We start from the raw sequence: 22,072 nt of genomic DNA, 5'->3' as shown, positions 1-22,072 counted from the left end.
CTTTATCCTTCCTGCAGGGGACGGGCGAGGAGCCGCTGGATCAGCAGCGCAGTGTTCACGACGGCCAGACGCTGGCCACCGTCCGCTTCGACGAAGCGCGTCAATGCCTCGCCGCCCGTGGCGCCGGGATCGACGACGGCGGCGGCGGCGGTGATGGCGGAGACCTGGAGGGCGATGCGCGGCGCCGCATGGCGCAGCACCAGCATCGCGCGGCCGGGCTCCTCGGGGGCGGCCAGGCGGAACGCCACGGCCGGATCGAAGAGGTTGAGGACGGCGCCCCGCCACGCGATCAGCCCCACCAGGGCGGCAGGCGCGCCCGGAACCGCGGTGACGCGCGGGATCGCCGCCACCTCGAAGAGGTCCGCGAGCGGGGTCGCATAGGTTTCCTCGCCCAGGGTCCAGGTGAGGACGCGGATGCGGCTGCGCTGGTCGGCTGCCTCGGGCGGGGCGAGCGCGCGCTGGCGCTCCGCGAGCACGGCTGCGACGGCCTCTGCATCGAGGAAGGGCGCTGCGACCCGGACGTCTCCCGGCATGCTCATGCGGCGCCCCCGAGGGTGGCGCGGACGGCGGCGACGAGGCTACCTGCGGTCATGCCGTCGCCCTCCGGCAACTCGGCGTCGTTCGCCATCCCGGCGGCTGCGCGCGCGGCATTGCGGAGCGCGCGGTTGCCCTCGGCGTCGCGCCCATGCGCCAGGAGATGTCGGCCAAGCAGATAATGCGCCATCGCGAACCCGTTATCGAGATATAGCGCGCTGCGAAATCCCCGCTCTGCACGAACCCCGTCTCCAAGCGCGAGGGCGCCGAGCGCTGCGAGGTAGTGGGCGACCGGGTCGCGCGGCGTGGCGAGCGCCTCCTGCTCCGCCAGTTCGAGTGCCTGGCTCGCGTCGCCGCGGGACAGCGCGGTGCGCACTTCTCCGGCGGCGGCGGGCTTTGGCGCTGGCGGTGCGGGCGGGGGCGCGGCAGGCGGTGGAGCCGGGGTTGCGGCGGGCGCGGCCCTGGGCGGGGCGGCCGGCCTGGACGGCGCGACGCGCGGCGGGGCAGGGGATGCCGGCGGAGAGGGCGGCGGTGCGGGCGCAGCGACGGGGAGCTCCGCAGGCGCGTCGAGCCGCGCATATGCAAGGACACCATCGACCAGCACCGGACGTGCGACGTCCGCGAACTCCGGGTTCGGCTCGGCATGGCCGATGAACAGCAGCCCGGTGGGCGCGAGCCGGCGCACCAGCGCGCCGACCAGCTGCTTGGCGACGTCGCTGCGGAAATAGATCAGGACGTTGCGGCACAGGATGATGTCGAACTCGCTGAACTGCAGCGGCGCGTCATCGTCCAGCAGCGCCATCATGTTGGCGTGTTCGAAGCGGGCGAGACCGCGATAGCGCGCCTTCAGCCGCCAGCGGTCGCCTTCGCGATCGAACAGCCGCTCGCGTTCCGCCTCTCCCAGGGTACGCAATGCCCACGACGTGTAGCGCGCCTCGCGCGCGGCGGCGATCGCGGCATCGTCGATGTCGGTGCCGGTGATGCCGATCTTCCAGTCGGAGACTGCGTCTCCAAGCAGGTCGCGCAGCAGGATCGATACCGAGTGGGCCTCTGCCCCGGTCGAGCAGCCGACGCTCCACACGCGCAGCTGGCGCTTCGCCCGCCGTTCCCGCAGCAGCTTCGGCAGCACGCAGCGGCGCAGCACGTCGAACTGTTCGGCGAAGCGGAAGAAGAAGGTCTCGTTGATCGTGATCGCGCTTTCGAGCGCGCGCCATTCCGCGGCCGCCGCGATCGGGTCCGCCAGCCGGGCGGCATAGTCCGCCAGCGCGTCGATGCCGTTCGCGGCCATGCGGCGCGCGATGTGCTCGAACAGCTGGTCGTCCTTGTCGACGTAGTAATGGTGGCCGGTGCGCTCGACGATCCGCGCCTTGATGCCGGCAAAGGCGGGATCGTCGACCGGCGCAGACGGCAGCGCGTGGCGCTGCGCGGCCAGGCTCACCCGATCGCCCAATCGGCGGCGCGCGCCTCCGCCTGCGCTGCTAGGGCCGCCAGCCGCTCGCGTTCCGCTTCGCTGAGCAGCCGGGCGAGCGACAACAGGTGTGCGGGGCCGTCGGGCAGCGTCACCTCGGCCAGGATCGCGCCATTGTGGCTCGCCTCGGCCTCCACCGGGCGGATGGCGTCGGCATCGGGGGTGACCATGTCCTCGACGCGATCGACCAGCAGGCACGGCATGGTGGCAGCAGGCCCGTGCGGCCGGATCAGATGGGAGAACAGGTCCAAGGTGCCCAAGGCAATGCCGCCGTCGAACAGAAGTGCGGGTGCCAGGACGGGCAGCGTCTCGCCCCGGACGTCGACGAAGCCGGCGAGGGGGCGGGGCAGGGTCGGCGGCCGCGCGATCGGAAGCAGCGGCAGCACCTCGCGCACGTCCCGCGCCGGGAGCGCGAGCCGGTGGTCACCGGCACGAAACAGCAGCAGCGGATCGGGGGCACGATTGGGCATCGCGGGCTTCTATAACGCGGGCTTTCCGGCCCGTCTCCCCGCCACGCGCGTCTTTCGGGGGAGGTGCCCGCTTCCTATCTGGAACGACATGGCCGCCCAGCTAGACCTGTTCGGAACCCCGCTGCTGCCGGGCCTCTCCTATGGCGAAGAGGTGCTCGATGCGCCTGAGGAGGCAGCGCTCGTGGCGGCGATCGACGCGTGCGAGCTGACGCCGTTCCGCTTCCAGGGGTGGACGGGCAAGCGGCTGACCACGTCGTTCGGCTGGAGCTATGACTTCGATCGGGGACGGATCGCGCCGGGGGTGGAGATCCCGGCGTTCCGGGGGCCTTTGCGGGAGCGCGCGGCGGCGTTCGCGGGGATGCCGGCGGCCGAGCTCGAGCAGGCGCTGCTCATCCGCTACGACCCGGGGGCGGGGATCGGCTGGCACCGCGACCGGCCGATGTTCGAGCATGTCGTGGGCATTTCGCTGGGAGAGCCGGCCGTCCTGCGCCTGCGGCGGCGCACCGACACCGGCTTCGAGCGCCGCAGCCTGACGCTTGCACCGCGATCGATCTACCATCTTTCCGGCGAGGCGCGGCACGCGTGGGAGCACGGCATCGCGGCGATGGAGCGCACGCGCTGGTCGGTCACCTTCCGCAGCCTGTCGGCCCTGGGCCGGCGCGCGGCGGCGCTGGCCCAGGGTTGAAGGATCACTCGGCGGTCGCGTCCTTGGGCTTGCGGCCACGGCGCTTCGGGGCGGCAGGCGCCTCTGCGGCGGTCGCATCGTCGCCACCGGTGCGCGGCTTGCGGCCGAGCCCGATGCGCTTGGCCATGTCGCGGCGGCTCTGCGAATAATTCTCCGCGACCATCGGATAGTCGGACTTCAGATTGTAGCGCTCGCGATACTGTTCCGGGGTCAGTCCGTGCCCTGCCAGATGGCGGCGCAGGGTCTTGTACGGCTTGCCGTCGATCATCGAAATGATGTGGTCCTTCGACGCGAGCGACTTCCGCACCGAGACGGCGGGCGTGTAATCTTCCGTCGGGGCCGTCTCGACCGGTTCCGAAGATGCGCCGCCGCTCAGCCCAACCACGGTCGCGTGCATCGTCTGCAGGAAGGTCGGCACATCTTCGGCCGACACGCGGTTGTTCGCATTGTTGAGCCAGGCGATGGTGAGCTCGGTTGCGAGTTCCACCGCATTCAACTCGGAAACGTCTTCGGCCATCTTCATTCCTCCGTTCATCGGCGCGCACTTGGGACTTTCCGTGCAGCGCGTCAACTTTCCAGGGTGTTGCCAGCCACACCTTGCGGCTTCGGAGCCAAAGTACCGGATCAGCATCGCGTGTGTGCCGAGTCGGGCGAAGCACCTCCGGATCCATACAAAGCAAGGATTTATTCGTGATTAACAGTGGCGAGTCGCACTTCCTCCGCGAAACGTAAGTTACCGTATTGGGTAATAGAGGGCGGCCAAGCATCCGAACGGACGTGCATGGCCGATAAAGTCACTTTGAGCCTCGGTAGTGAGGCTGCTGCTTGCCCGGTTGCTAGGGTCAGGACTCGTTGATTACAGCCAGAAGATGACGGTGGCAGCGAGGGCGATGGCGGAGAAGAAGGCGGTCGGGCAGCGGTCGTAGCGGGTTGCGACGCGTCGCCAGTCCTTGAGGCGGCCGAACATGATCTCGATGCGGCTGCGGCGTCGATAGCGGCGCTTGTCGTACCTGACCGGCTCGTTGCGGGACCGCCGCCCTGGGATGCAGGGTTGGATGCCCTTGGCCTGGAGCGCATCCCTGAACCAGTCGGCGTCGTAGCCGCGGTCACCTAGCAGCCACTGAGCCTTCGGCAGGTCGTCCAGCAACGCGGCCGCCCCGGTGTAATCGCTGACCTGCCCGGCGGTCATAAAGAAGCTCAAGGGGCGTCCGTTCGCATCGGCTACGGCATGGAGCTTGGTGTTCATGCCGCCCTTGGTGCGTCCGATCAGGCGGCCAAGGCCCCCCTTTATGGATGGCTCGCCCCTTATCTGAACCGTTGTTGCTTCACGACAGCGGGTCGTTTGCGGAAGGAGCGAAGGTCATGGACATTTCTGTGCTCGGGATCGATCTTGGCAAGAACAGCTGCAGCGTGGTTGGGCTGGACGCAATTGGCAAGGTTGTCGTCCGCCGACGAATGCGGCGCGAGACAGTCATCACCTACGCGGCGACCTTGCCGGCCTGCGTTGTGGCGATGGAGGCCTGCTGCGGTGCGCATCACATGGGACGTGCCTTGGCGCGACAAGGCCATGCGGTACGATTGATGTCGCCGGAATACGTCCGCCCTTACGTCAAGGCGCAGAAAAACGATGATCGTGATGCCGAGGCGATCGCCGAGGCGGCGACACGGCCGACTATGCGGTTTGTCGAGCTAAAGACCGAGGAGCAACTCGACATGCAGACGCTCCATCGTATCCGTGACCAGCTTGTCGGAGACCGCACCTCCCTGATGAACCAGATCAGGAGCCTCCTCCTCGAACGCGGTTACATCGTCCCACAGGGGCGTGCAAAGCTTGCCCTTCGGCTGGGTGAGATGCTGGATGGTGACGAACCGGTACTCGGCTCCCGCATTCACCGGCTGGTGAGCGACATGCGCCTGCGCTGGAGCGCGCTCGACGAACGGATCGCAGATCTCGATGCCGAGTTCACCGATGCGGCTCGGGCGGATGAACGGACACGGCGATTGCTGACCATTCCCGGCATCGGTGCGCTTAATGCCACTGCGCTGGTGGCAGCGATCGGGGATGCCCGGACCTTCGGGCGCGGGCGCGACCTTGCCGCATGGCTGGGCTTGGTGCCGCGGCAGGCAACGACCGGAGGCAAGCCGCGGTTGCTCGGTATCACCAAACGTGGGAGCCGTTACCTGCGCAAGAACCTGATCCAAGGTGCGCGTGCGTCCCTGCCGGTCATGAGCAAGAGCGATACGCGACTTGGCGCCTGGCTGCGCGGTCTCCTCTCACGTTCTCATCACAACACCGTCGTGGTGGCATTGGCCGCCAAGATGGCGCGTATCGTGTGGGCGCTGCTGCGACACGAGCGCACCTACGATCCGGTTGCACAAGCAGCCTGAACAAGCTCGGCCGGCGCGCCTTGCGCCAGCTAAATGATGTCTGCGGGAGGTGAGTGAAAGATGGCCTGACAGTCGACCGGTGTCCCGGAACCCTATGGCTAAAAATGGCACTCGATGCCGGCCCCTTTATGAGGACCAGGACGCGCGGATCTCCATCTTGGCCAACAACCTCGTGTTGGAAGGCCGGATACGTTTTCGCAGACTGCTCAGAACATCAGACACAAACCGCTTGCCGACGGGGCGAGCCATACGTTTTACCCGCAGGCTCGATGCCGTGCGGTGCGCCTTCAGGTAGGTGGCGTCGATCATAACCGTCTTCGGCTCGGCGCCTGCCGCCGCCAACCCTTCCATCATCCGCGTGAACACGCCTGCCTCACCCCAGCGCTTCCATCGGTTGTAGAGCGTCTTGTGTGGCCCATAGGCGCTGGGCGCATCTCGCCAGCGCAGCCCATTGCGGTTGACGAAGACGATGCCGCTCAGAACCCGTCGGTCATCCACCCGCGGCCGGCCGTGGCTCTTGGGAAAGAACGGCCGCAGCCGCTCAATCTGCTCATCCGTCAGCCAAAACAGGTCACTCATTCCGGTCTCCTCGCGGAGCCTGAATCAGATCGCGACGATCACATCAATGGGTCCTGACCCTAGCAACTGCAATGGTGGCAAGACATCGGGGACGTTGCGGATGCCGCGATAAAAATATTCGGATCAGCGCCTGGGGAAGCGAAGTCGACGTCCTTCGCATGCGGATTGCCGGGCGAGTTCGAGCAATTCGAGACCCGCGATGGCATCCTCCGGCTCGACGGGCGGAGCGCTGCCCTCGACGATGGCGGCCGCGGCCTGTTCATAGAAGCGCGGCCAAATCCCGGCAGCACTGCGCAGGCGACGCTCCCCGGCCTCGCCGTCGAAAAGCGTTCCCCAGGCGGATTCCGGCTCGACTCCATAGCCGGGGTCGGACGGGGTTCCGCCCGCGCGCAGCACCGGCTCCTGCGGATCGATGCCGTATTTCACGAAGCTGCCGAGCGTTCCGTGCAACGCAAAGCGGGGGCGGGGGGCCGCGACCAGAGAGGCGGCGCCCAGGATCACCCGGCGGCTTCCATAGTGGAGCGTCAGCTCGAAATAGTCGTCCACCTGCGCCGCCTCCCGCTGGATCGCGATGTCCGCCGACACCGCCTCCGGCACGCCGAACAGGCGGATCGCCTGGTCGATGAGGTGCGGGCCGAGGTCGGCCAACAATCCTGCGCCGGCGTGCGGGGTCTCGCGCCAGCCTTGCTTGATGGCGGGACGGAAACGGTCCCAGCGCAGTTCTGCGAGGTGCACCTCGCCGAGCGTGCCGTCGCGCAGCAGATGCTCGACCGTGCGGAAGTCCGTGTCCCAGCGCCGGTTGTGGAAGACGGTGAGCATCCGCGCGTGCGTCACGGCAAGCACGGCAAGTTCGCGCGCATCCTCGACGCTGAGGGCAAAGGGCTTGTCCACGACGACATGCTTGCCGGCCTCCAGCGCGGCGCGGGCGAGCGGCGCATGAGTGTCATTCGGCGTCGCCACCACCACCAGATCGATCGCAGGGTCCGCGAGCAGGGCGTCGACGGAGGCCACGGCACGAGCCTCCGGATACAGCGCTGCCACTTCCTGCGCACGCGACGTGACGACTGCGGCGAGGCGGAGGGCGGGGGTGGCGGCGATCAGCGGCGCATGAAACGCGCGCCCCGCAAGCCCGAAACCGATCAGCCCGACGTTCAGCATGGTGGATGTTCCTTTCGCGGCGATGCGTGTTGGTGCTCCTGGTCGGTGCCACTATCTTGGATTGAAGCGCAAGGAACGGAGTGTGTCGCGCTGCGGCATGAGGCAGGCGTGGGGCAGGAGGTCGCGATGACACAGCAGCATGTTGCACAAGACCCGCGCTGGGCCCGGATCGTTGCCCGCGACGCGGCCGCGGACGGGCAGTTCTGGTACTCGGTGGCGACGACGGGCGTGTACTGCCGGCCGTCCTGCCCCTCGCGCACCGCCAATCCTGAGAATGTGACGATCCACGCGACGCTCGCGGACGCGCGCCGGACGGGCGCTCGGGCCTGCCTGCGGTGCCGGCCCGATGCGGACGGCATGCGCACGGCCGGCCTCGACCAGATCGCAGCGGCGTGCCGCAGGATTGAGATGGCCGAGACCATGCCGACGCTTGAGGCACTCGCCGCCGCAGCCGAGATGAGCCCGAGCCACTTCCAGCGCCGCTTCAAGGCGGTGACGGGCGTCACGCCCCGCGCCTATGCCGCGGAGCACCGTGCCGGGCGGGTACGGGCGGCGCTGGAAGCGGGCGCCGGTGTCACCGAGGCGATCCACGCCGCCGGCTATGGTTCGAGCGGCCGCTTCTATGCCGAGGCGGACGCGGTGCTGGGGATGAAGCCCGGTGTTTATCGCCAGGGTGGCGCGGCCGAGACCCTGCGCTTCGCCGTCGCGCCGACGAGCCTCGGCCATCTGTTGGTCGCCGCGAGCGCCGCAGGAATCGCGGCGCTGCTCCTGGGCGACGATGCCGATGCGCTGGTGGCAGACCTTCGCCGTCGCTTCGCCAACGCGCAACTGGAGCCGGGCGGCGACGATTTTGCCGCGATGGTGTCGCAGGTGGTGGCGTTCGTGGAGGCTCCTGCCGCCACGCTGGATCTGCCGCTCGACATCCGCGGCACCGCTTTTCGACGGCGGGTGTGGGAGGAACTGCGCGCGATCCCGGCGGGGGCGACCGCGAGCTATTCGGAGATCGCGAAGCGGATCGGCGCACCCGAGGCGGTGCGCGCGGTCGCGGGTGCCTGTGCCGCCAACGCGCACGCGTTGGCGATCCCGTGCCATCGTGTGCTTCGCAGCGACGGCGCCCTGTCGGGCTATCGCTGGGGCACGGACCGCAAGCGCGTGCTGCTCGACCGCGAAGCCGCGGCGCGCGGGGATTGACCCGCCGACGCTGCCGGACGAGGGCGTGCGCGACACCCACGCGTGAGGAGAAGGCCGTGAAGAAAGTCGTGGTGGTGGTCGACACCCAGGCGGATTTCATGAACCCGGACGGCGCCCTGGCCGTTGCGGGCGCAGATGCCTTGGCGGCACCCATGGCCGAGTGGCTGGCCTCGCTTGCGCCCGAGGAGACCGCTGCGGTGCTCTTCACCTTCGATACCCACTTCGCCGACACCTATCCGGGCTTGCCCGAGGCGCAGCAGTTCCCGATCCACTGCGTGCGCGAGACGCCGGGCTGGCAGAATGTGCTCGATCCCGAGGTGGTGGATCCGGCGATCCCGACCTACCGGCTGGAAAAGGGCGTGTTCGCCATGTGGGAGGAGCCGGGTCTTCGCGTGGAGCCGGTGCGCGAGGGCGTGTCCGCGGACCGGGACGCGTTCTTCCGGGACCTGCGGGCGCGGGGCGTGGAGGACGCGGTGGTGATCGGGGTGGCTGCCGACTATTGCGTGCGCTGGGCGATTGACGGACTGGTGGAGCGCGGCTTTCGCGTGACCGTGCCGCAGGCGCTGACCCGCGGGATCGCGCGCCCGATCGAACAGGTGCTGGCCGAGGATTTCGCCGGCCAGGCCGTCGCGCTGCGCTGAGGGGGAGTCGTTGGTGCGCCCGGCTGGATTCGAACCAGCGGCCCCAAGCTTAGAAGGCTCGTGCTCTATCCAACTGAGCTACGGGCGCACGCACGCGTTCCGTTAGCGCGCATTGCGCCGAAGCGGAACCATCCTCATAACCGCGCCATCCCGTTTCTGGAGAGAGGGGGAGCATGACGCCGGCACCCGCGGACGCGCGCAGCGTGTCCGGTTTCCGCTTTTACGACTTCGCGATGGCCGCCTTTGTCGCCATCCTGCTGCTCTCGAACGTGCTGGGGGCGGGCAAGGTCGCGACGATCGGCGGGGAAGGGCCGCTCGGCGGCTTCGTGTTCGGCGCGGGCATCCTGTTCTTCCCGATTTCCTACGTGCTCGGCGACGTGCTGACCGAGGTCTATGGCTTTGCGCGGGCACGCCGGTGCGTGTGGGCGGGCTTTGCCGCGGTGCTGTTCATGGCGCTGATGTCGGCGGTGGTGGTGGCGCTGCCGCCGGCGCCCGGCTGGGAGGGGCAGCGCGCCTATGAGGCGGTGTTCGGCCAGGTGCCGCGCATCGTCTTCGCCTCGGTCGCGGCCTTCTGGGTCGGCGAACTGGTCAACGCCTATGTGATGGCGAAGATGAAGCTGCTGACCGAGGGGCGGATGCTGTGGGCGCGCACCATCGGATCGACGATCGTGGGGGAAGGGGCGGATAGCCTGATCTTCTATCCGGCCGCGTTCCTGGGCGTGTGGCCGACGTCGCAGGTGCTGACGGTGATGGCGACCAACTGGGCGCTCAAGGTCGGCTGGGAAGTGGTGCTGACGCCGGTCACCTATGCGGTGGTGAACCGGCTCAAGCGCGCAGAGGGCGTGGACGTGTTCGACCGGGGCACGGACTTCTCGCCGTTCCGGCTGAAGGCGTGAGGGGAGAAGCGCCCGCTCAGGCGAGCGCTTCGACCAGTCCCTCGAACAGGCGACGGCCATCGGTGCCGCCGTGCGCGGCTTCGATGCGGCGCTCGGGGTGCGGCATCATGCCGAGCACGTTGCCCTGCGCGTTGAGCACGCCGGCGATATCGCGGGCCGAGCCGTTGACGACGCCCGCATAGCGGAACGCGACCTGGCCTTCGCCCTCCAGGCGATCGAGCGTCTCGTCGTCGGCGAAATAGTTGCCGTCGTGGTGGGCGACCGGGATCGTCACCGTTTCGCCTTCGCTATAGCCGCGGGTGAAGCGCGAGGTGGCGTTGGCCACCGTCAGCGGCGCATCGCGGCAGACGAAGTTCAGCCGCGCGTTCCGCATCAGCGCGCCCGGCAGCAGGCCGGTTTCGGTGAGGATCTGGAAACCGTTGCAGATGCCCAGCACCGGCAGGCCGCGGCCCGCGGCTGCAACCACCGCGCGCATCACCGGCGAGCGCGCGGCGATCGCGCCCGAGCGCAGGTAATCGCCGTAGGAGAAGCCGCCGGGGACCGCGACCAGACCGATGCCGTCCGGCAGATCGGTGTCGCCGTGCCACACCATCACCGGCGCCTGGCCGGTCACCTGTTCGAGCGCCACCGCGATGTCGCGATCGCAGTTCGAGCCCGGGAAGACGACGACTGCGGTCTTCACGCGACGCTGTCCTGGCGCTCGATGCGGTAGTTCTCGATCACCGTGTTGGCGAGCAGCTTGCGGCACATCTGGTCGATCGCCTCGTCGCTGGTGTCGTCGGCGACGTCGAGCTCGATCAGCTTGCCGACGCGGGCGTCGGCGACGCCTTGGAAGCCGAGCGACCCCAGCGCGTGCTGGATGGCCTTGCCCTGCGGGTCGAGCACCCCGTTCTTGAGCGTCACGACGATGCGGAGTTTCATGGGACCTCGGGCAGTGCGTGGAAGGTAATGGCGGCGGCTATGGCCCCGGTGCGCCTGCCAGGCAAGCGCTGCCGGAGCCGGAACGGCTTAGCGGCCGCGCTTCTTGCGATGGGTTTCCATGTCGAGCACGGCGGTGTCGCCGCCCTCGGGCAGCAGGCCCAGCCGGCGGGCCACTTCCTGATAGGCCTCGACCTCTCCGCCCAGGTCGCGGCGGAAGCGATCCTTGTCGAGCTTCTCGTTGGTGGCCATGTCCCAGAGGCGGCAGCCATCGGGGCTGATCTCGTCGGCCAGGATGATGCGGCTGAAGTCGTTTTCCCAGATCCGGCCGAACTCGAGCTTGAAGTCGACCAGGCGGATGCCGATGCCCGCAAACAGGCCAGCCAGGAAGTCGTTCACGCGAATCGCCATGTCGGCCATGTCGTGCAGCTCGTCCTGCGCGGCCCAGCCGAACGCCAGGATATGCTCGTCGGTGACCATCGGGTCGCCGAGCGCATCGTCCTTGTAGTAATATTCGACGATCGTGCGGGGCAGCTGCTGCCCCTCCTCGATGCCCAGGCGCTTCGACAGCGAGCCGGCGACCACATTGCGCACCACGACCTCGATCGGAACGATCTCGACCTGGCGGATCAGCTGCTCGCGCATGTTGAGGCGGCGGATGAAGTGCGTGGGCACCCCGATCTGGCCGAGCAGCGTGAAGATGTGCTCGGAGATGCGGTTGTTGAGCACGCCCTTGCCGTTGATCGTGCCCTTCTTCTGGGCGTTGAACGCGGTCGCGTCGTCCTTGAAATACTGGATCAACGTGCCGGGCTCGGGGCCCTCGTACAGGATCTTGGCCTTGCCCTCGTAGATCTGGCGGCGGCGAGCCATGTGCGGAACCCTTCCAAAACGATCGGCCCCGGAAGCGCGCGCGCTTGCGTGCTGCCGGGGCGGGATGGCGGCGCCTATAGCGAAGAGGGCCGGGCGTCGCAATCAGGCGTGCGTCTCGACGCGGACGAGCGCGGTCTGCCGAAAGCGGGGGCGGGCACACGGAACGGTTGTGGAACAAGGGGCGCGCCTGCTATCCGCGGTGGCGATGGCGACCGACTTCAAGGACCCGTTCGACGCGATCGTCGATGCACCGTTCGACAGTGCCCTGTCCGAGCGCTACCTCGTCTATGCGCTCTCCACCATCACCGCGCGCTCGCTGCCCGATCTCCGCGACGGGCTGAAGCCGGTGCACCGCCGGCTGCTGTGGGCGATGCGGCTTCTGCGGCTGGACCCGGCGGCGGGGTACAAGAAGTGCGCGCGCGTCGTTGGCGACGTCATCGGCAAATACCACCCGCACGGCGACCAGTCGGTCTATGACGCGATGGTCCGCCTCGCGCAGGACTTCGCGCTCCGCTATCCGCTGGTCGACGGGCAGGGCAACTTCGGCAACATCGACGGCGATAATGCCGCTGCCTATCGCTATACCGAGGCGCGGCTGACCCAGGTCGCGATCGACCTCATGGCGGGCCTGGACGAGGACGCGGTCGATTTCCGCCCCACCTATAATGGCGAGGAGCAGGAGCCGGAGCTGTTCCCCGGGCTGTTCCCGAACCTGCTCGCCAATGGCGCTGCCGGCATTGCGGTCGGCATGGCGACGTCCATCCCGCCGCACAACGCCGCCGAGCTGTTCGACGCGGCCGCCATGCTGATCGACCAGCCGGAGGCGGACGACGCGGCGGTGCTGGCGCATGTGAAGGGACCGGACTTCCCGACCGGCGGCATCGTCGTCGATCCCCCTGCCGCCATTGCCGAGGCCTATGCGACCGGCCGCGGCGGCTTTCGCGTGCGCGCGCGCTGGGACGTGGAGCGCGAGAAGGGCGGTGGCTTCCGCATCGTCGTGACCGAGGTCCCGTACGGCGTCGCCAAAGGCAAGCTGATCGAGCAGGTCGCGACCCTCATCAACGACAAGAAGCTGCCGATCCTCAGTGACATCCGCGACGAGTCGGACGCCGAGATCCGCATCGTGCTGGAGCCGCGCAGCCGCACGGTGGACCCCGCGACGCTGATGGACGGGCTGTTCCGGCTCACCGACCTGGAAACGCGCGTGCCGCTGAACCTCAACGTGCTCGACGCGACGCGCACGCCGCGGGTGATGAGCTTGCGCGAGGTGCTCCGGGCGTGGGTCGACCACCAGTTCGTGGTGCTGCGCCGCCGCTCCGAACATCGCCTGGCCAAGATCGCCGACCGGCTGGAACTGCTCGACGGATATATCATCGCCTTCCTCAACCTTGACCGGGTGATCGAGATCATCCGCACCGAGGACGAGCCGAAGGCGGTGATGATGGCCGAGTTCCAGCTCACCGACCGCCAGGCCGAGGCGATCCTGAACATGCGGCTGCGCTCGCTGCGCCGGCTCGAGGAGATGGAGCTTCGGCGCGAACGCGGCGAGCTGGAGAAGGAAAAGGCGGAGCTGACGCTGCTGCTCGGCTCCGAGGCGCGCCAGCGCACGCGGCTGAAGCGCGACATGGCGAAGCTGCGCGATCGCTATGGCCCGGAGACCGCGCTCGGCAAGCGCCGCACCAGCGTGGAAGAGGCGGCGCCCGCGCGCGAAATCCCGCTAGAGGCGATGATCGAGCGCGAGCCGATCACCGTCGTGCTGTCGCGGCGCGGCTGGATCCGCGCGCTCAAGGGGCACAACGACCTGGCGGCGGCCGAGACGCTGAAGTTCAAGGAAGGCGACGGCCCTCTGTTCGCGTTCCACGCGCACACCACGGACAAGCTGCTGCTCGCGACCGATGCGGGCCGCTTCTACACGCTCGGCGCCGACAAGCTGCCGGGCGGGCGCGGTTTCGGCGAGCCGGTGCGCGCGATGGTGGACATGGACGGCGATGCCGAGATCGCGGGCTTCCTGCGGGCGGCGCAGTCGGATCGGTTGCTGCTGGCGGCGAGCGACGGGCGCGGTTTCATCGTCCGGATCGCCGACGTGATCGCCGAAACCCGCAAGGGGAAGCAGGTGATGACGCCCCGCCCGGGTGCGCGCTTGCGCGTCATCCGACCGATTGCGCCCGAGGACGATTATGTCGCGGCGATCGGCGACAATCGGAAGCTGGTGGTGTTCCCGCTTGCGGAAGTGGCCGAACTCGCGCGCGGGCAGGGCGTGCAACTCCAGCGCTTCCGCGACGGAGGCCTGTCCGACGTGCGCACCTTGCGCTTCGCGGACGGGCTCAGCTGGACGATGGGTGGCGAGACCGGCCGGGTGCGCACCGAGGCGGACCTGAGCCCGTGGCGCGCCGCGCGCGGTGCTGCGGGGCGCATGCCGCCGACCGGATTCCCGCGCGACAACCGCTTCGACTGAGACGATCGTTCGAAACGCAGCATTAACGCACCGGACCTAATCCGAAGTGGATGGTACTGCTTTCGCAACGGCGATCTAGCGCACACGAGGATGCCGGAAACCCGGGTCCTTCCGGAGAGGACATGAGCCGATCCCTGGCGACCGAGCCGTTCCTGGACGTTCTGCCGATGCCCGCGGCGGTGGCGACGCTTCGCGATGGCAAGGTCACCCTGTCCCGGATCAACAGCGGCTTCCGACAGATCGATGCCGAGGCGGGGCCGAAGGGCGCGCTCGACTGCAGCGACATGCGGGCGCGCATCCACCGGTTCCTGGAGGGAGATGCGCTTCGGGACGTGTTCGAATGGACGCTCGGGCAAGCGGTTGATGCGCGCTACTATCGGGTAGTGCTCACCCGGCGCAGCGGGGCGCGTGCCCGTCGTTGCCTGCTGTCGCTGATCGACCGCACGCCCGAGGAGCGGACGGAGCACAGCCTGCGGCGCGAGATGGCGATCGACGCGCTCACCGGACTTCCCAACCGCGCGGGCTTCGAGGATCGGCTGGAGGAGGTGCTGGCGAAGGGCGGGCGCGAACAATACGCGGTCCTCGCACTCAACCTCGACCGGTTCAGCCGCATCAACGCCTGCCTGGGCGGCATCGTCGGAGACGAACTGCTCATCTCGGTCGCTCGCCGCCTGAAAGGGGCGTTGCGCCAGCCGGACGTGCTGGCGCGGACCGGCGGGGACGAGTTCGCGATCCTCCTGTCGGGCGTCAGTCGCAGCGATGACGCCACCGAGGTGGCGGAGCGGATTCGGGGCGCCCTGGCGATCCCGTTCACTCTTTCGGATTTCGAGGTTCGCATCGGCTGCTCGATCGGGATCGCCCTGGGCGCGAGCCTGGCCGCGGATCACGAGGACATGGTCCGCCACGCGCAGTTCGCAGCGAAGCGTGCCAAGCGCACGGGGCTTCCGGAGGTGTACCGGTCCGAGGCGCTGGACGTGATGCGTGCCGAATTCTCGATCGAGACCGAGCTGCGCCGGGCGATCGACTCCGGCAATCTGCACCTCCACTACCAGCCGATCTGCGACCTTGCGACGGGCAGGATCGTCTCGTTCGAAGCCCTGGCGCGCTGGCGGACGGAGGCGGGGGAAGAGATCCCGCCCGCCCGGTTCATTCCCGTGGCCGAGGAAGCCGGACTGATCGTGCCCATGGGCCGGTGGGCGCTGGACGAGGCGATGCGCACCCTCGCCGGCTGGGACCGGGTGAGCGGGGCGAGCTGTGGACTGACGGTCGCCGTCAACCTCTCCGCCGTCCAGCTGCGGCGGGACAATGTGGTCGCCCTGGTGGAGCGCACGCTTGCGGCGCACAATTTGGCGCCGCGGCGGCTGACGATCGAGCTGACCGAAAGTGCGATCGTCAGCGACCGGGACCCCACCGCCGAGACGCTTCGGGCGCTCAAGGCGCTCGGCACCACGATCGCCATGGACGATTTCGGCACCGGCTATTCGAACCTGGGCTATCTCCAGAGCCTGCCGATCGACCTGCTCAAGATCGATCGCAGCTTCGTGTCGGGGATGCTCGCGAACCGCGACAAGGTGGCGATCGTACGCGCGGTGCTCAGCCTCGCGCAGACGCTGGGCATGCGCACCACCGCCGAGGGGATCGAGACCGAGGCGCTGGAGCAGACGCTGGGCGCGCTCGGCTGCGACTATGGGCAGGGCTATCTCTATGCCCGCCCGGTCGATGCCGAGCGTGCCTATCAACTGCTGCTGGAGCGCAACCGATGATCGAGTTCCGCCACGGTTAGCGCCTCGACGCGCGCCGCGTCCGGGAAGCCTTCCGCAATCCATTGATCCTCGATGCGCCGCAGGGCGCGGGCGACGTCCGGGCCCTTGCCGATGCCGCGCGCGACCAGCGCGCCGCCGGTCAACGGAAACTGCGGGCGGACCCAGTCGAGGAGGTCGGCGACGGCGCCCGCCGCTTCCGGATCGTCCGACAGCAGCAGGCGGTCGATCGCCCCTTCGGTTCCGATGCGATAGGCGAGCGCGCGCGGGGAGCTCATCCCCTCGGCACTTGCCGCCAGCGCCAGCCGCTTGCGCTGCGCGTTGGAAAGCTTGAGCCGGGCGCCGACGGACTCGAGCGCCTCCGCAGGGATCAGCGCGACCAGCCGGCGAATCGCGTCTGGGGCGACGCCACAGGCCTGCTCCCGGGCCGCCAGGCGGGCGAGCCGGGCGACGCTGGCCGATTCGATCTCCGGCAGGACGGGCACGAAGATGCCGTGTGCCTGCATCAATCCGACGACCTCCACGGCCGAGCGCGCCACCAGCAGCTTGAGCAGCTCGTCGGCGACCCGCTCGCGAGACAGCGCCATCAAGTCGTTCGCGCGCGCGACACAGGCGGCGAGACCCTCCGGGTCGGGCGTGTCGCCGAAGCGCGCGAGAAAGCGGAAGAAGCGCAGGATCCGCAGGTGATCCTCGGCGATGCGGCGGAGCGGATCGCCGATGAAGCGCACACGGCCGGCGCGCAGATCGGCAACGCCGTCGAAATAGTCGGTGATCCGGCCGGTGAGCATGTCCGCATAGAGCGCGTTCATGGTGAAATCCCGCCGCGCCGCGTCCTCGCGCCAGTCGTCCGTGAAGGCGACGGTGGCGTGTCGTCCGTCGGTCGCCACGTCGCGGCGAAGGGTGGTGACCTCCACCGCGCCGCTTTCCAGCACCGCGGTGATGGTGCCGTGCTGAAGGCCGGTGGGAACGGCGCGAATGCCGGCGGCCTTCAGGCGCGCCAGAACCGTTTGCGGATCATGGGCGGTGGCAACGTCCAGGTCTGCGGCGGCGATGCCGAGCAGCGTGTCGCGGACGACGCCGCCCACGAAGCGGGCTTCGCCGCGATCGCCGCCCAACGCGTCCGCAAGGGCGGCGAGCCCGGGCCGGTCCTGCCAATCGGCGGCAGGCAGCGTCAGGCCGTCCACGCGAGCCTCCGCGACAAGTTCACCAGCATCGCTGCCGTAGCACCCCATATTCTCCAGCCTTCGAACCAGATCTCGTAATAATGCCGTTCCCGGCCGCGCCAGCTTGCGTGCCCCTTGGCGTGGTTGGCCGTGTCGAGGAGAAAAGCCAGCGGCACCTCGAACACCGCGGCCACCTCGTGCGGGTTGGGGGCGAGCGGCAGGTCGGGCGCCACCACGCCCACCACGGGCGTGACGGTGAAGCCGGTGGCGGTGCGATAGCGGTCGAGGCTGGCCACCACGTCGACGGCCTCGCGCGGCAGCGCCACTTCCTCCTCTGCCTCGCGCAGTGCGGCGGCGACGGGATCGGGGTCTTCCGGATCGATGCGGCCGCCGGGAAAGGCGATCTGGCCGGCATGGTTGCGCAGCGTCGCGGTCCGCTGGGTCAGCAGGATGCCCGGCTCCTCCCGGTCGGTGACCGCGACCAGTACCGCCGCCTCGCGCCAGCGGACGGCCGCCACTTCATCCTCGTCGAAATCCCCGGTCAGCAGCGGCATCTGCGCCGGCTGCGCGAGGCCGGCACGCAGCCGTTCGGCAAGCGTCATGCCGCGTCGAGCGGGAAGAAGCTGCCCGCGCTCCACAGGCCGGGGACGGGATCCTGTCCCTCACGCGCCAGCGCGCGCTCGACGAGCTCGTAATAGACCGGCCGCGCGATGCGCGCGTCCATCCCGCCGCGAACCTGCAGATAGGGCAGGGGGCCGCCCGCGCCCTGTTCGAAGCGCAGGGGATGGCCCGCGTCCGCCAGCACCAGGTCGCCCGTGTTCAGGCGAAAGATCAGCCGGCTTTCGGTGCCCTCGCCCTCGGCGCGAAGCTCGCTTGCCACGAACGGCGCATCTTCCACCGCGATGGAGAGCTTTTCCACGGGGGTTACCAGCACGTAGCTGCCGTCGGGCTCGCGGCGCAGGATGGTGGAGAAAAGCCGCACCATCGATTCGCGGGTGATCGGCGCCCCCTCGTGAAGCCAGCGGCCGTCCCGCAGGATCGTCATGCCGCTGTCCCCGCAATGCGTCGGATTCCAGCGCTCGACCGGCGGCAGCCGGTCTTCCTCCATCAGCTGGGCAATCTCTGCGAGGGAGAGCGAGGCGAGATCGGGGAGGGGGCGCATGGGCATGACCCGACCTTCGATGGCGACCCGGGCGCGCGGGCGCAACCCCGCACAACCCTCAGTCCGGCACGACCCGGCGTGGCTGAAGCTCGCCCGCGCACTCCGGAACTCCCGTACCGCGGGCCAGCAGGCGGCGCGCTTCGAAGAGCCCAGGAAGGCGCCAGCGGCTCGTGTGCGCTGCGTCGAAGCCGAAGAAGCGGCCGTAATATTCCGGATCGCCGATCAGCATCAGCGGCAGCGGATCGCGCATCGCGTCCGCGGCGTCGAGCATGTGGCGCATCAGCATGCGCCCGATGCCACCCTGCTGCGCGGCCGGCTCCACCGCCACCGGCCCCACCATCACCATCGCCACGCGCTCGCCGTCGTCGCAGGCGAGGGCGACCGGCCAGCACTGAATGGTGCCGAGCAGCGCGCCGTCTTCCGCCACCGCTGCAAAGCTGAGCTCCGGGATCGCGCGAGTCCCGGCACGCACGCGATAGGCGGTGCGCTCATGGCGACCCGGCCCGAATGCGCGGTCGAGCAACGCTTCGACCTGGTGCGGGGCGATCTGGGCAAGCGGGACGAGGTGGATCACGGAAGCAGACGACTCCTCCCCGGCGGGATTGCCGAGGGCGCGCGCGTTTAGCCCCCGTGCGGGCGGACGCAAAGCTGAATCACGGGCGGCCGTCGTGCTCTCCGGAAGGGCAGCTTCCCGAGGCCTTCCCATCTGCTAGGGGACGAATCGAACCATAAGGGACAGCCAACGGTGCGCGATCTTCTCCAACTCCAGGTACACGACTTCGAAGTGCAGGTTCTGACCGGCGTCTATTCCGAGGAGACGCACCTGCCGCAGCCGCTGCGCATTTCGATGACGGTGGACCTCGACTGCCCCGAACATTTCGCGCCCGACACGCCGCTGTCGGCCTCCAAGAGCTATCTCGACCTGAAGCACGCGGCGAGCGAGGCGTTGCCGCAGGGCGTACATTTCACGCTGATCGAAGGGGTTGCGGACCATATCGCACGCACCTTGTTCATCTCCGATCCGCGCGTGCAGCGGGTGGAGGTGTCGATCGTGAAGCTTGCGATCGCCGAAGCGAGCGAATCGATCGGAATCCGGCTGGTGCGTCACCGCCCGTGACATCGCCTGCCGCTGCCCGCCCGCTGGCGCTGGTCACCGGAAGCTACCGACGGCTCGGCGCGCATATCGCGGCGCGGCTGGGGGAGGCGGGCTATGCGCTGGCGTTGCACGCAAGTAGCGAAGGTGAACCGGACGCGGATCTCCTCGCCCGCCTCGAGGCTGCGGGCGCGCCGCACCGATGCTTCGCAGCGGAGCTTTCCGATGCGAAGGCGGTGGCGGGACTCGTGCCGAGCGTAGCGGCGCATTTCGGGCAGCCGGTGACGCTTCTGGTCAACAACGCCTCCTGCTTCCGCGCCGAGGACGCTGCGGTGCCCGGCATGGACGCGCTGGTGCGGCACTTCGCGGTGAACGCGGCGGCACCGTTCGCGCTCGCAGCCGCGGTTGCGGCGCAGGCACCGCCGGAAGGAACCTGTGTCATCAACATGCTGGACGAGCGCATCGTCCAGCCGCCTGCCGACCAGCTCGCCTACACGATTTCTAAGCAGGCGCTGGCGGAGGTCACCCGCACGCTTGCCTATGCGCTGAAGCCGGGCGTCCGCGTGAACGGTGTGGCGCCAGGGCTGACGATGCCGACCGCGGATTACACGCCCGAACAGGTGGCGCGACTCGCCGGCCTCATGCCGCTCGCGCGCTTGCCGGAACCCGACGACATCGCCGATGCGGTGCTGTTCCTGGCCGGTGCGCGGGCGACGACCGGGCAGGTGCTGTTCGTGGACGGAGGCGCCAATCTACGCCGGTTCGAACGGGACTTCGTCCATCTCGCCCGCGACGGCGAGGGCGACTGACGCCCTCGCTTTCGTGCAAGATCAGGCGCCGGCGGCGGGCCCGGCGTGGCAGGGGCCGAGCGAGCGCAGCACGAACTGATAGTCCTCGGCGGCGATTCGCGCGCCCTGTTCGTCCTGCGTCTCCAGGGCGGATGCGGGCAGGCTGCGGGGGAGCCCGCAGGCGAGTCGGTACCAACCCAGCGTGTCCCGCTGCGGCGGACCGGCGCCCTCATTGACGATGTCCCCGAACGAAACGGCCCAGCGCGGCGGCTGATTCGGGCGGCGCAGCACGAGCAGCGACACCGGGTCGCCGGTCTCCGTCTTCAGGAAGATCTGCGTCTCTCCCTCGCCCGGCAGCGTGCCCACGACGTGAAAGGCGTTGCCGATGCCGGTGATCGCCGGGGGCGCGTTGCGATCCAGGATCTCCCGGACGACACCGCGTGCGCGCGCGTCGAGCGCCGGGCTCCAACTCCGCTGCGCATCGAGTTGCACGAGCTGTACCTGGTCGGGCCGGCCGGCGACCGGGCGGGCGAAGATCAGCACCCGCGTCTTCTTCAGGTTGGGCGCGCGTCCCCGGAAATCCAGCGGAACGTCAACGAGATAGCCGATTCGCGCCGGCATCGCGCCCGAGCCGCGGATCAATGCTCCCACCTGCGCCTCGACGTAGAAGCGGGCCGCATTGACAGCGACGCCCGCGGCCTCGGCACCCTTGATGCGGGTCGCGCTGGTGATCGTCGCGTCGATCACCAGCGGCGCCGCGAGTACTAGGTCTGCGATCTCCGCATAGCCGACGGCGGGCTGCTCGACGGGCGCGCTTTGCTGTGCCGCTGCCGCGGGCGAAAGGGGGGCGAAAAGCAGCAGTGCCGCCGATGCGGATGCAGGATAAAGTCGAAACATGGTTGCCAGCATCTACGCGATCTTGCAGCATCGACCTAGGCCGATTCAAGATGCGGGCGTTCGTACCGACGATTGCACTTTTGTTGCGTCTGACAAAGCGTTTGCGTCGCGGAAAGTGCCACGATAGAGAATCGGCGGTGTTCCCAGCAGCGCTACGGCGATGGTGCGGATGCAAGGTCGCGGGCTGCGAACGCGCTCCGTACCACTCGGTGTGAGGCTTAAGGAGTTTTGTTGCTGAATGGCCTATGCTGATCAAAAAGCGGGTCCTGGGCGCATCGTCGCAATCGCCGTCGTGGCGTTGCTGCACGTGCTCATTGGGTACGCATTTATATCTGGTCTCGCGTACAAGTACGTGAAGAAGCAGGTGGAGGACCTGGACACGTTCGACATCGTCGAGCCGCCGCCCCCGCCTGAGGAAGTTCCGCCGCCGCCGCCGCCGCCGCCGGATCAGCCGCCGCAGTCGCCGCCGCCGGTGGTGACGCCGCCGCCGATCGTGCGCGTGCAGACGCCGCCGCCGGTGGTCATCCAGTCGGTGACGACGCCGCCGCCGACGTACAATCCGGTTCCGGTCGCCGCGCCGCCGGCACCTCCTGCGCCGCCCGCTCCGCCGGCCCCGCCTGCGATCAGCAAGAAGGCGGGTCTGAAGGGTAATCCGGGCCAGTTCTTCGGCCGTGATGCGTATCCGCCGTCGGCGGTTCGCGAGGGCGCCGAAGGTCGCGTCAGCGCAAAGCTGACCGTGGGCACCGATGGTCGGGTGACCGATTGCGTCGTCACTTCCTCGAGCGGCAACTCCGCGCTGGACCAGACGACGTGCCGGATCTCCAAGAGCCGCGTGCGGTTCACGCCGGCACAGGACGCAGCGGGCAATCCGGTCGCCTCGACCTATCCGCTCAGCGTGACCTGGAAGCTCGAAGACCAATAATCGTACAAGGCCCGGCGCCGCGGCGCCGGGCACC

Annotated in this window: 23 protein-coding genes, 1 tRNA gene and 2 pseudogenes; 10 read left to right on the top strand and 16 right to left on the bottom strand. The window is 68.8% G+C overall.

Translation table 11 applies throughout. The annotated features are described in order from the left end of the window. Positions 1-2: 2 nt before the first annotated feature. Genes EDF69_RS14450 through EDF69_RS14440 form a run of 3 tightly spaced genes read right to left on the bottom strand, consistent with a single transcriptional unit; the run spans position 3 to position 2,472 of the window. A complete protein-coding gene (locus EDF69_RS14450; protein WP_132884259.1) occupies positions 3-539 on the bottom strand; it encodes a chemotaxis protein CheW in 537 nt (178 codons plus the stop codon). Beyond that, positions 536-1,972 carry a CheR family methyltransferase gene (locus EDF69_RS14445; RefSeq protein ID WP_204991391.1) on the bottom strand — a complete coding sequence of 479 codons (1,437 nt, stop codon included), beginning with the start codon at positions 1,970-1,972 and terminating at the stop codon, positions 536-538. Before EDF69_RS14445 ends, EDF69_RS14450 begins: the two co-directional genes overlap by 4 nt. Beyond that, a complete protein-coding gene (locus tag EDF69_RS14440; protein WP_132884258.1) occupies positions 1,969-2,472 on the bottom strand; it encodes a chemotaxis protein CheW in 504 nt (167 codons plus the stop codon). The genes EDF69_RS14445 and EDF69_RS14440 overlap by 4 nt, the downstream gene beginning before the upstream one ends. An 88-nt stretch (positions 2,473-2,560) precedes the next feature. Here EDF69_RS14440 and EDF69_RS14435 point away from each other — a divergent pair, with 88 nt between their 5' ends. Further along, a complete protein-coding gene (locus EDF69_RS14435; RefSeq protein WP_132884257.1) occupies positions 2,561-3,157 on the top strand; it encodes an alpha-ketoglutarate-dependent dioxygenase AlkB in 597 nt (198 codons plus the stop codon). A 4-nt stretch (positions 3,158-3,161) separates the two neighbouring features. Here EDF69_RS14435 and EDF69_RS14430 read toward each other — a convergent pair whose 3' ends face one another. Further along, complete coding sequence (locus tag EDF69_RS14430; protein WP_132884256.1) at positions 3,162-3,674, bottom strand: MucR family transcriptional regulator; 513 nt, start codon at positions 3,672-3,674, stop codon at positions 3,162-3,164. Positions 3,675-4,013: 339 nt separating this feature from the next. Next, a pseudogene (locus tag EDF69_RS14425) lies at positions 4,014-4,469 on the bottom strand (IS5 family transposase); the annotation flags it as partial. Positions 4,470-4,519: 50 nt separating this feature from the next. Between EDF69_RS14425 and EDF69_RS14420 the strand changes: the two are divergent. After that, positions 4,520-5,545 carry an IS110 family transposase gene (locus EDF69_RS14420; protein ID WP_132884636.1) on the top strand — a complete coding sequence of 342 codons (1,026 nt, stop codon included), beginning with the start codon at positions 4,520-4,522 and terminating at the stop codon, positions 5,543-5,545. 240 nt (positions 5,546-5,785) lie between these two features. Here EDF69_RS14420 and EDF69_RS14415 read toward each other — a convergent pair. Together EDF69_RS14415 and EDF69_RS14410 are read right to left on the bottom strand one after the other, a co-directional pair. Next, positions 5,786-6,124, bottom strand: a pseudogene (locus tag EDF69_RS14415) (transposase); the annotation flags it as partial. A gap of 123 nt (positions 6,125-6,247) precedes the next feature. Beyond that, positions 6,248-7,282, bottom strand: a complete 1,035-nt coding sequence (locus EDF69_RS14410) for an oxidoreductase (RefSeq protein ID WP_132882077.1) — start codon at positions 7,280-7,282, stop codon at positions 6,248-6,250. 126 nt (positions 7,283-7,408) lie between these two features. Here EDF69_RS14410 and ada point away from each other — a divergent pair, with 126 nt between their 5' ends. Next, complete coding sequence (gene ada, locus EDF69_RS14405; protein WP_132882078.1) at positions 7,409-8,473, top strand: bifunctional DNA-binding transcriptional regulator/O6-methylguanine-DNA methyltransferase Ada; 1,065 nt, start codon at positions 7,409-7,411, stop codon at positions 8,471-8,473. Between the two features lie 56 nt (positions 8,474-8,529). Beyond that, positions 8,530-9,114: an isochorismatase family protein gene (locus EDF69_RS14400; protein WP_132882079.1), complete on the top strand. Its 585-nt coding sequence runs from the start codon at positions 8,530-8,532 to the stop codon at positions 9,112-9,114. An 11-nt stretch (positions 9,115-9,125) separates the two neighbouring features. On the opposite strand, the gene EDF69_RS14395 is transcribed toward EDF69_RS14400, so the two are convergent. Beyond that, a tRNA-Arg gene (locus EDF69_RS14395) sits at positions 9,126-9,202 on the bottom strand. Positions 9,203-9,287: 85 nt separating this feature from the next. On the opposite strand from EDF69_RS14395, the gene EDF69_RS14390 reads away from it, so the two are divergent. Beyond that, a complete protein-coding gene (locus tag EDF69_RS14390; RefSeq protein ID WP_132882080.1) occupies positions 9,288-10,010 on the top strand; it encodes a queuosine precursor transporter in 723 nt (240 codons plus the stop codon). A 16-nt stretch (positions 10,011-10,026) separates the two neighbouring features. On the opposite strand, the gene purQ is transcribed toward EDF69_RS14390, so the two are convergent. The 3 genes from purQ to purC form a co-directional block, all read right to left on the bottom strand. After that, positions 10,027-10,692: a phosphoribosylformylglycinamidine synthase subunit PurQ gene (gene purQ, locus EDF69_RS14385; protein ID WP_132882081.1), complete on the bottom strand. Its 666-nt coding sequence runs from the start codon at positions 10,690-10,692 to the stop codon at positions 10,027-10,029. Continuing rightward, complete coding sequence (purS, locus tag EDF69_RS14380; protein ID WP_132882082.1) at positions 10,689-10,931, bottom strand: phosphoribosylformylglycinamidine synthase subunit PurS; 243 nt, start codon at positions 10,929-10,931, stop codon at positions 10,689-10,691. The genes purQ and purS overlap by 4 nt, the downstream gene beginning before the upstream one ends. 87 nt (positions 10,932-11,018) lie before the next feature. Continuing rightward, positions 11,019-11,798: a phosphoribosylaminoimidazolesuccinocarboxamide synthase gene (purC, locus tag EDF69_RS14375; protein WP_132882083.1), complete on the bottom strand. Its 780-nt coding sequence runs from the start codon at positions 11,796-11,798 to the stop codon at positions 11,019-11,021. A gap of 205 nt (positions 11,799-12,003) precedes the next feature. Between purC and parC the strand changes: the two genes are divergently transcribed. Together parC and EDF69_RS14365 are read left to right on the top strand one after the other, a co-directional pair. Beyond that, the gene (gene parC, locus EDF69_RS14370; protein WP_132882084.1) at positions 12,004-14,253 is read left to right on the top strand and encodes a DNA topoisomerase IV subunit A; all 2,250 of its coding nucleotides are present in this window, start codon (positions 12,004-12,006) and stop codon (positions 14,251-14,253) included. Positions 14,254-14,375: 122 nt separating this feature from the next. After that, a complete protein-coding gene (locus EDF69_RS14365; RefSeq protein WP_239555509.1) occupies positions 14,376-16,016 on the top strand; it encodes a putative bifunctional diguanylate cyclase/phosphodiesterase in 1,641 nt (546 codons plus the stop codon). Here the strand turns inward: EDF69_RS14365 and EDF69_RS14360 are convergent. Genes EDF69_RS14360 through EDF69_RS14345 form a run of 4 tightly spaced genes read right to left on the bottom strand, consistent with a single transcriptional unit; the run spans position 15,989 to position 18,912 of the window. Then, a complete protein-coding gene (locus EDF69_RS14360; protein WP_204991390.1) occupies positions 15,989-17,197 on the bottom strand; it encodes a CCA tRNA nucleotidyltransferase in 1,209 nt (402 codons plus the stop codon). The two genes, EDF69_RS14365 and EDF69_RS14360, sit on opposite strands and share 28 nt — an antisense overlap. Beyond that, entirely contained in the window at positions 17,185-17,778 is a 594-nt protein-coding gene (locus EDF69_RS14355) for a CoA pyrophosphatase (protein WP_132882086.1), read from the bottom strand. Before EDF69_RS14355 ends, EDF69_RS14360 begins: the two co-directional genes overlap by 13 nt. Next, positions 17,775-18,344: a DUF1285 domain-containing protein gene (locus EDF69_RS14350; protein WP_132882087.1), complete on the bottom strand. Its 570-nt coding sequence runs from the start codon at positions 18,342-18,344 to the stop codon at positions 17,775-17,777. The genes EDF69_RS14355 and EDF69_RS14350 overlap by 4 nt, the downstream gene beginning before the upstream one ends. 52 nt (positions 18,345-18,396) lie before the next feature. Next, on the bottom strand, positions 18,397-18,912 hold the full coding sequence (locus EDF69_RS14345; protein WP_132882088.1) for a GNAT family N-acetyltransferase: 516 nt from the start codon (positions 18,910-18,912) through the stop codon (positions 18,397-18,399). A gap of 171 nt (positions 18,913-19,083) precedes the next feature. Here EDF69_RS14345 and EDF69_RS14340 point away from each other — a divergent pair, with 171 nt between their 5' ends. Continuing rightward, positions 19,084-19,455: a dihydroneopterin aldolase gene (locus EDF69_RS14340; RefSeq protein WP_132882089.1), complete on the top strand. Its 372-nt coding sequence runs from the start codon at positions 19,084-19,086 to the stop codon at positions 19,453-19,455. Beyond that, a complete protein-coding gene (locus tag EDF69_RS14335; RefSeq protein WP_132882090.1) occupies positions 19,452-20,240 on the top strand; it encodes an SDR family oxidoreductase in 789 nt (262 codons plus the stop codon). The genes EDF69_RS14340 and EDF69_RS14335 overlap by 4 nt, the downstream gene beginning before the upstream one ends. Before the next feature lie 21 nt (positions 20,241-20,261). Here the strand turns inward: EDF69_RS14335 and EDF69_RS14330 are convergent, their stop codons facing one another. Next, positions 20,262-21,128, bottom strand: a complete 867-nt coding sequence (locus EDF69_RS14330) for a hypothetical protein (protein WP_239555507.1) — start codon at positions 21,126-21,128, stop codon at positions 20,262-20,264. A 226-nt stretch (positions 21,129-21,354) separates the two neighbouring features. Between EDF69_RS14330 and EDF69_RS14325 the strand changes: the two genes are divergently transcribed. Then, positions 21,355-22,038, top strand: coding sequence for an energy transducer TonB (locus EDF69_RS14325; RefSeq protein ID WP_125959802.1), 684 nt, complete (start codon positions 21,355-21,357; stop codon positions 22,036-22,038). Positions 22,039-22,072 lie beyond the last annotated feature (34 nt).

Origin of the sequence: Sphingomonas sp. JUb134, assembly GCF_004341505.2 — a bacterium.
Classification (GTDB): Bacteria; Pseudomonadota; Alphaproteobacteria; order Sphingomonadales; family Sphingomonadaceae; genus Sphingomonas.
Note: the sequence above shows the minus strand (reverse complement) of the source record. Positions and strands in the feature narration are given on the sequence as shown.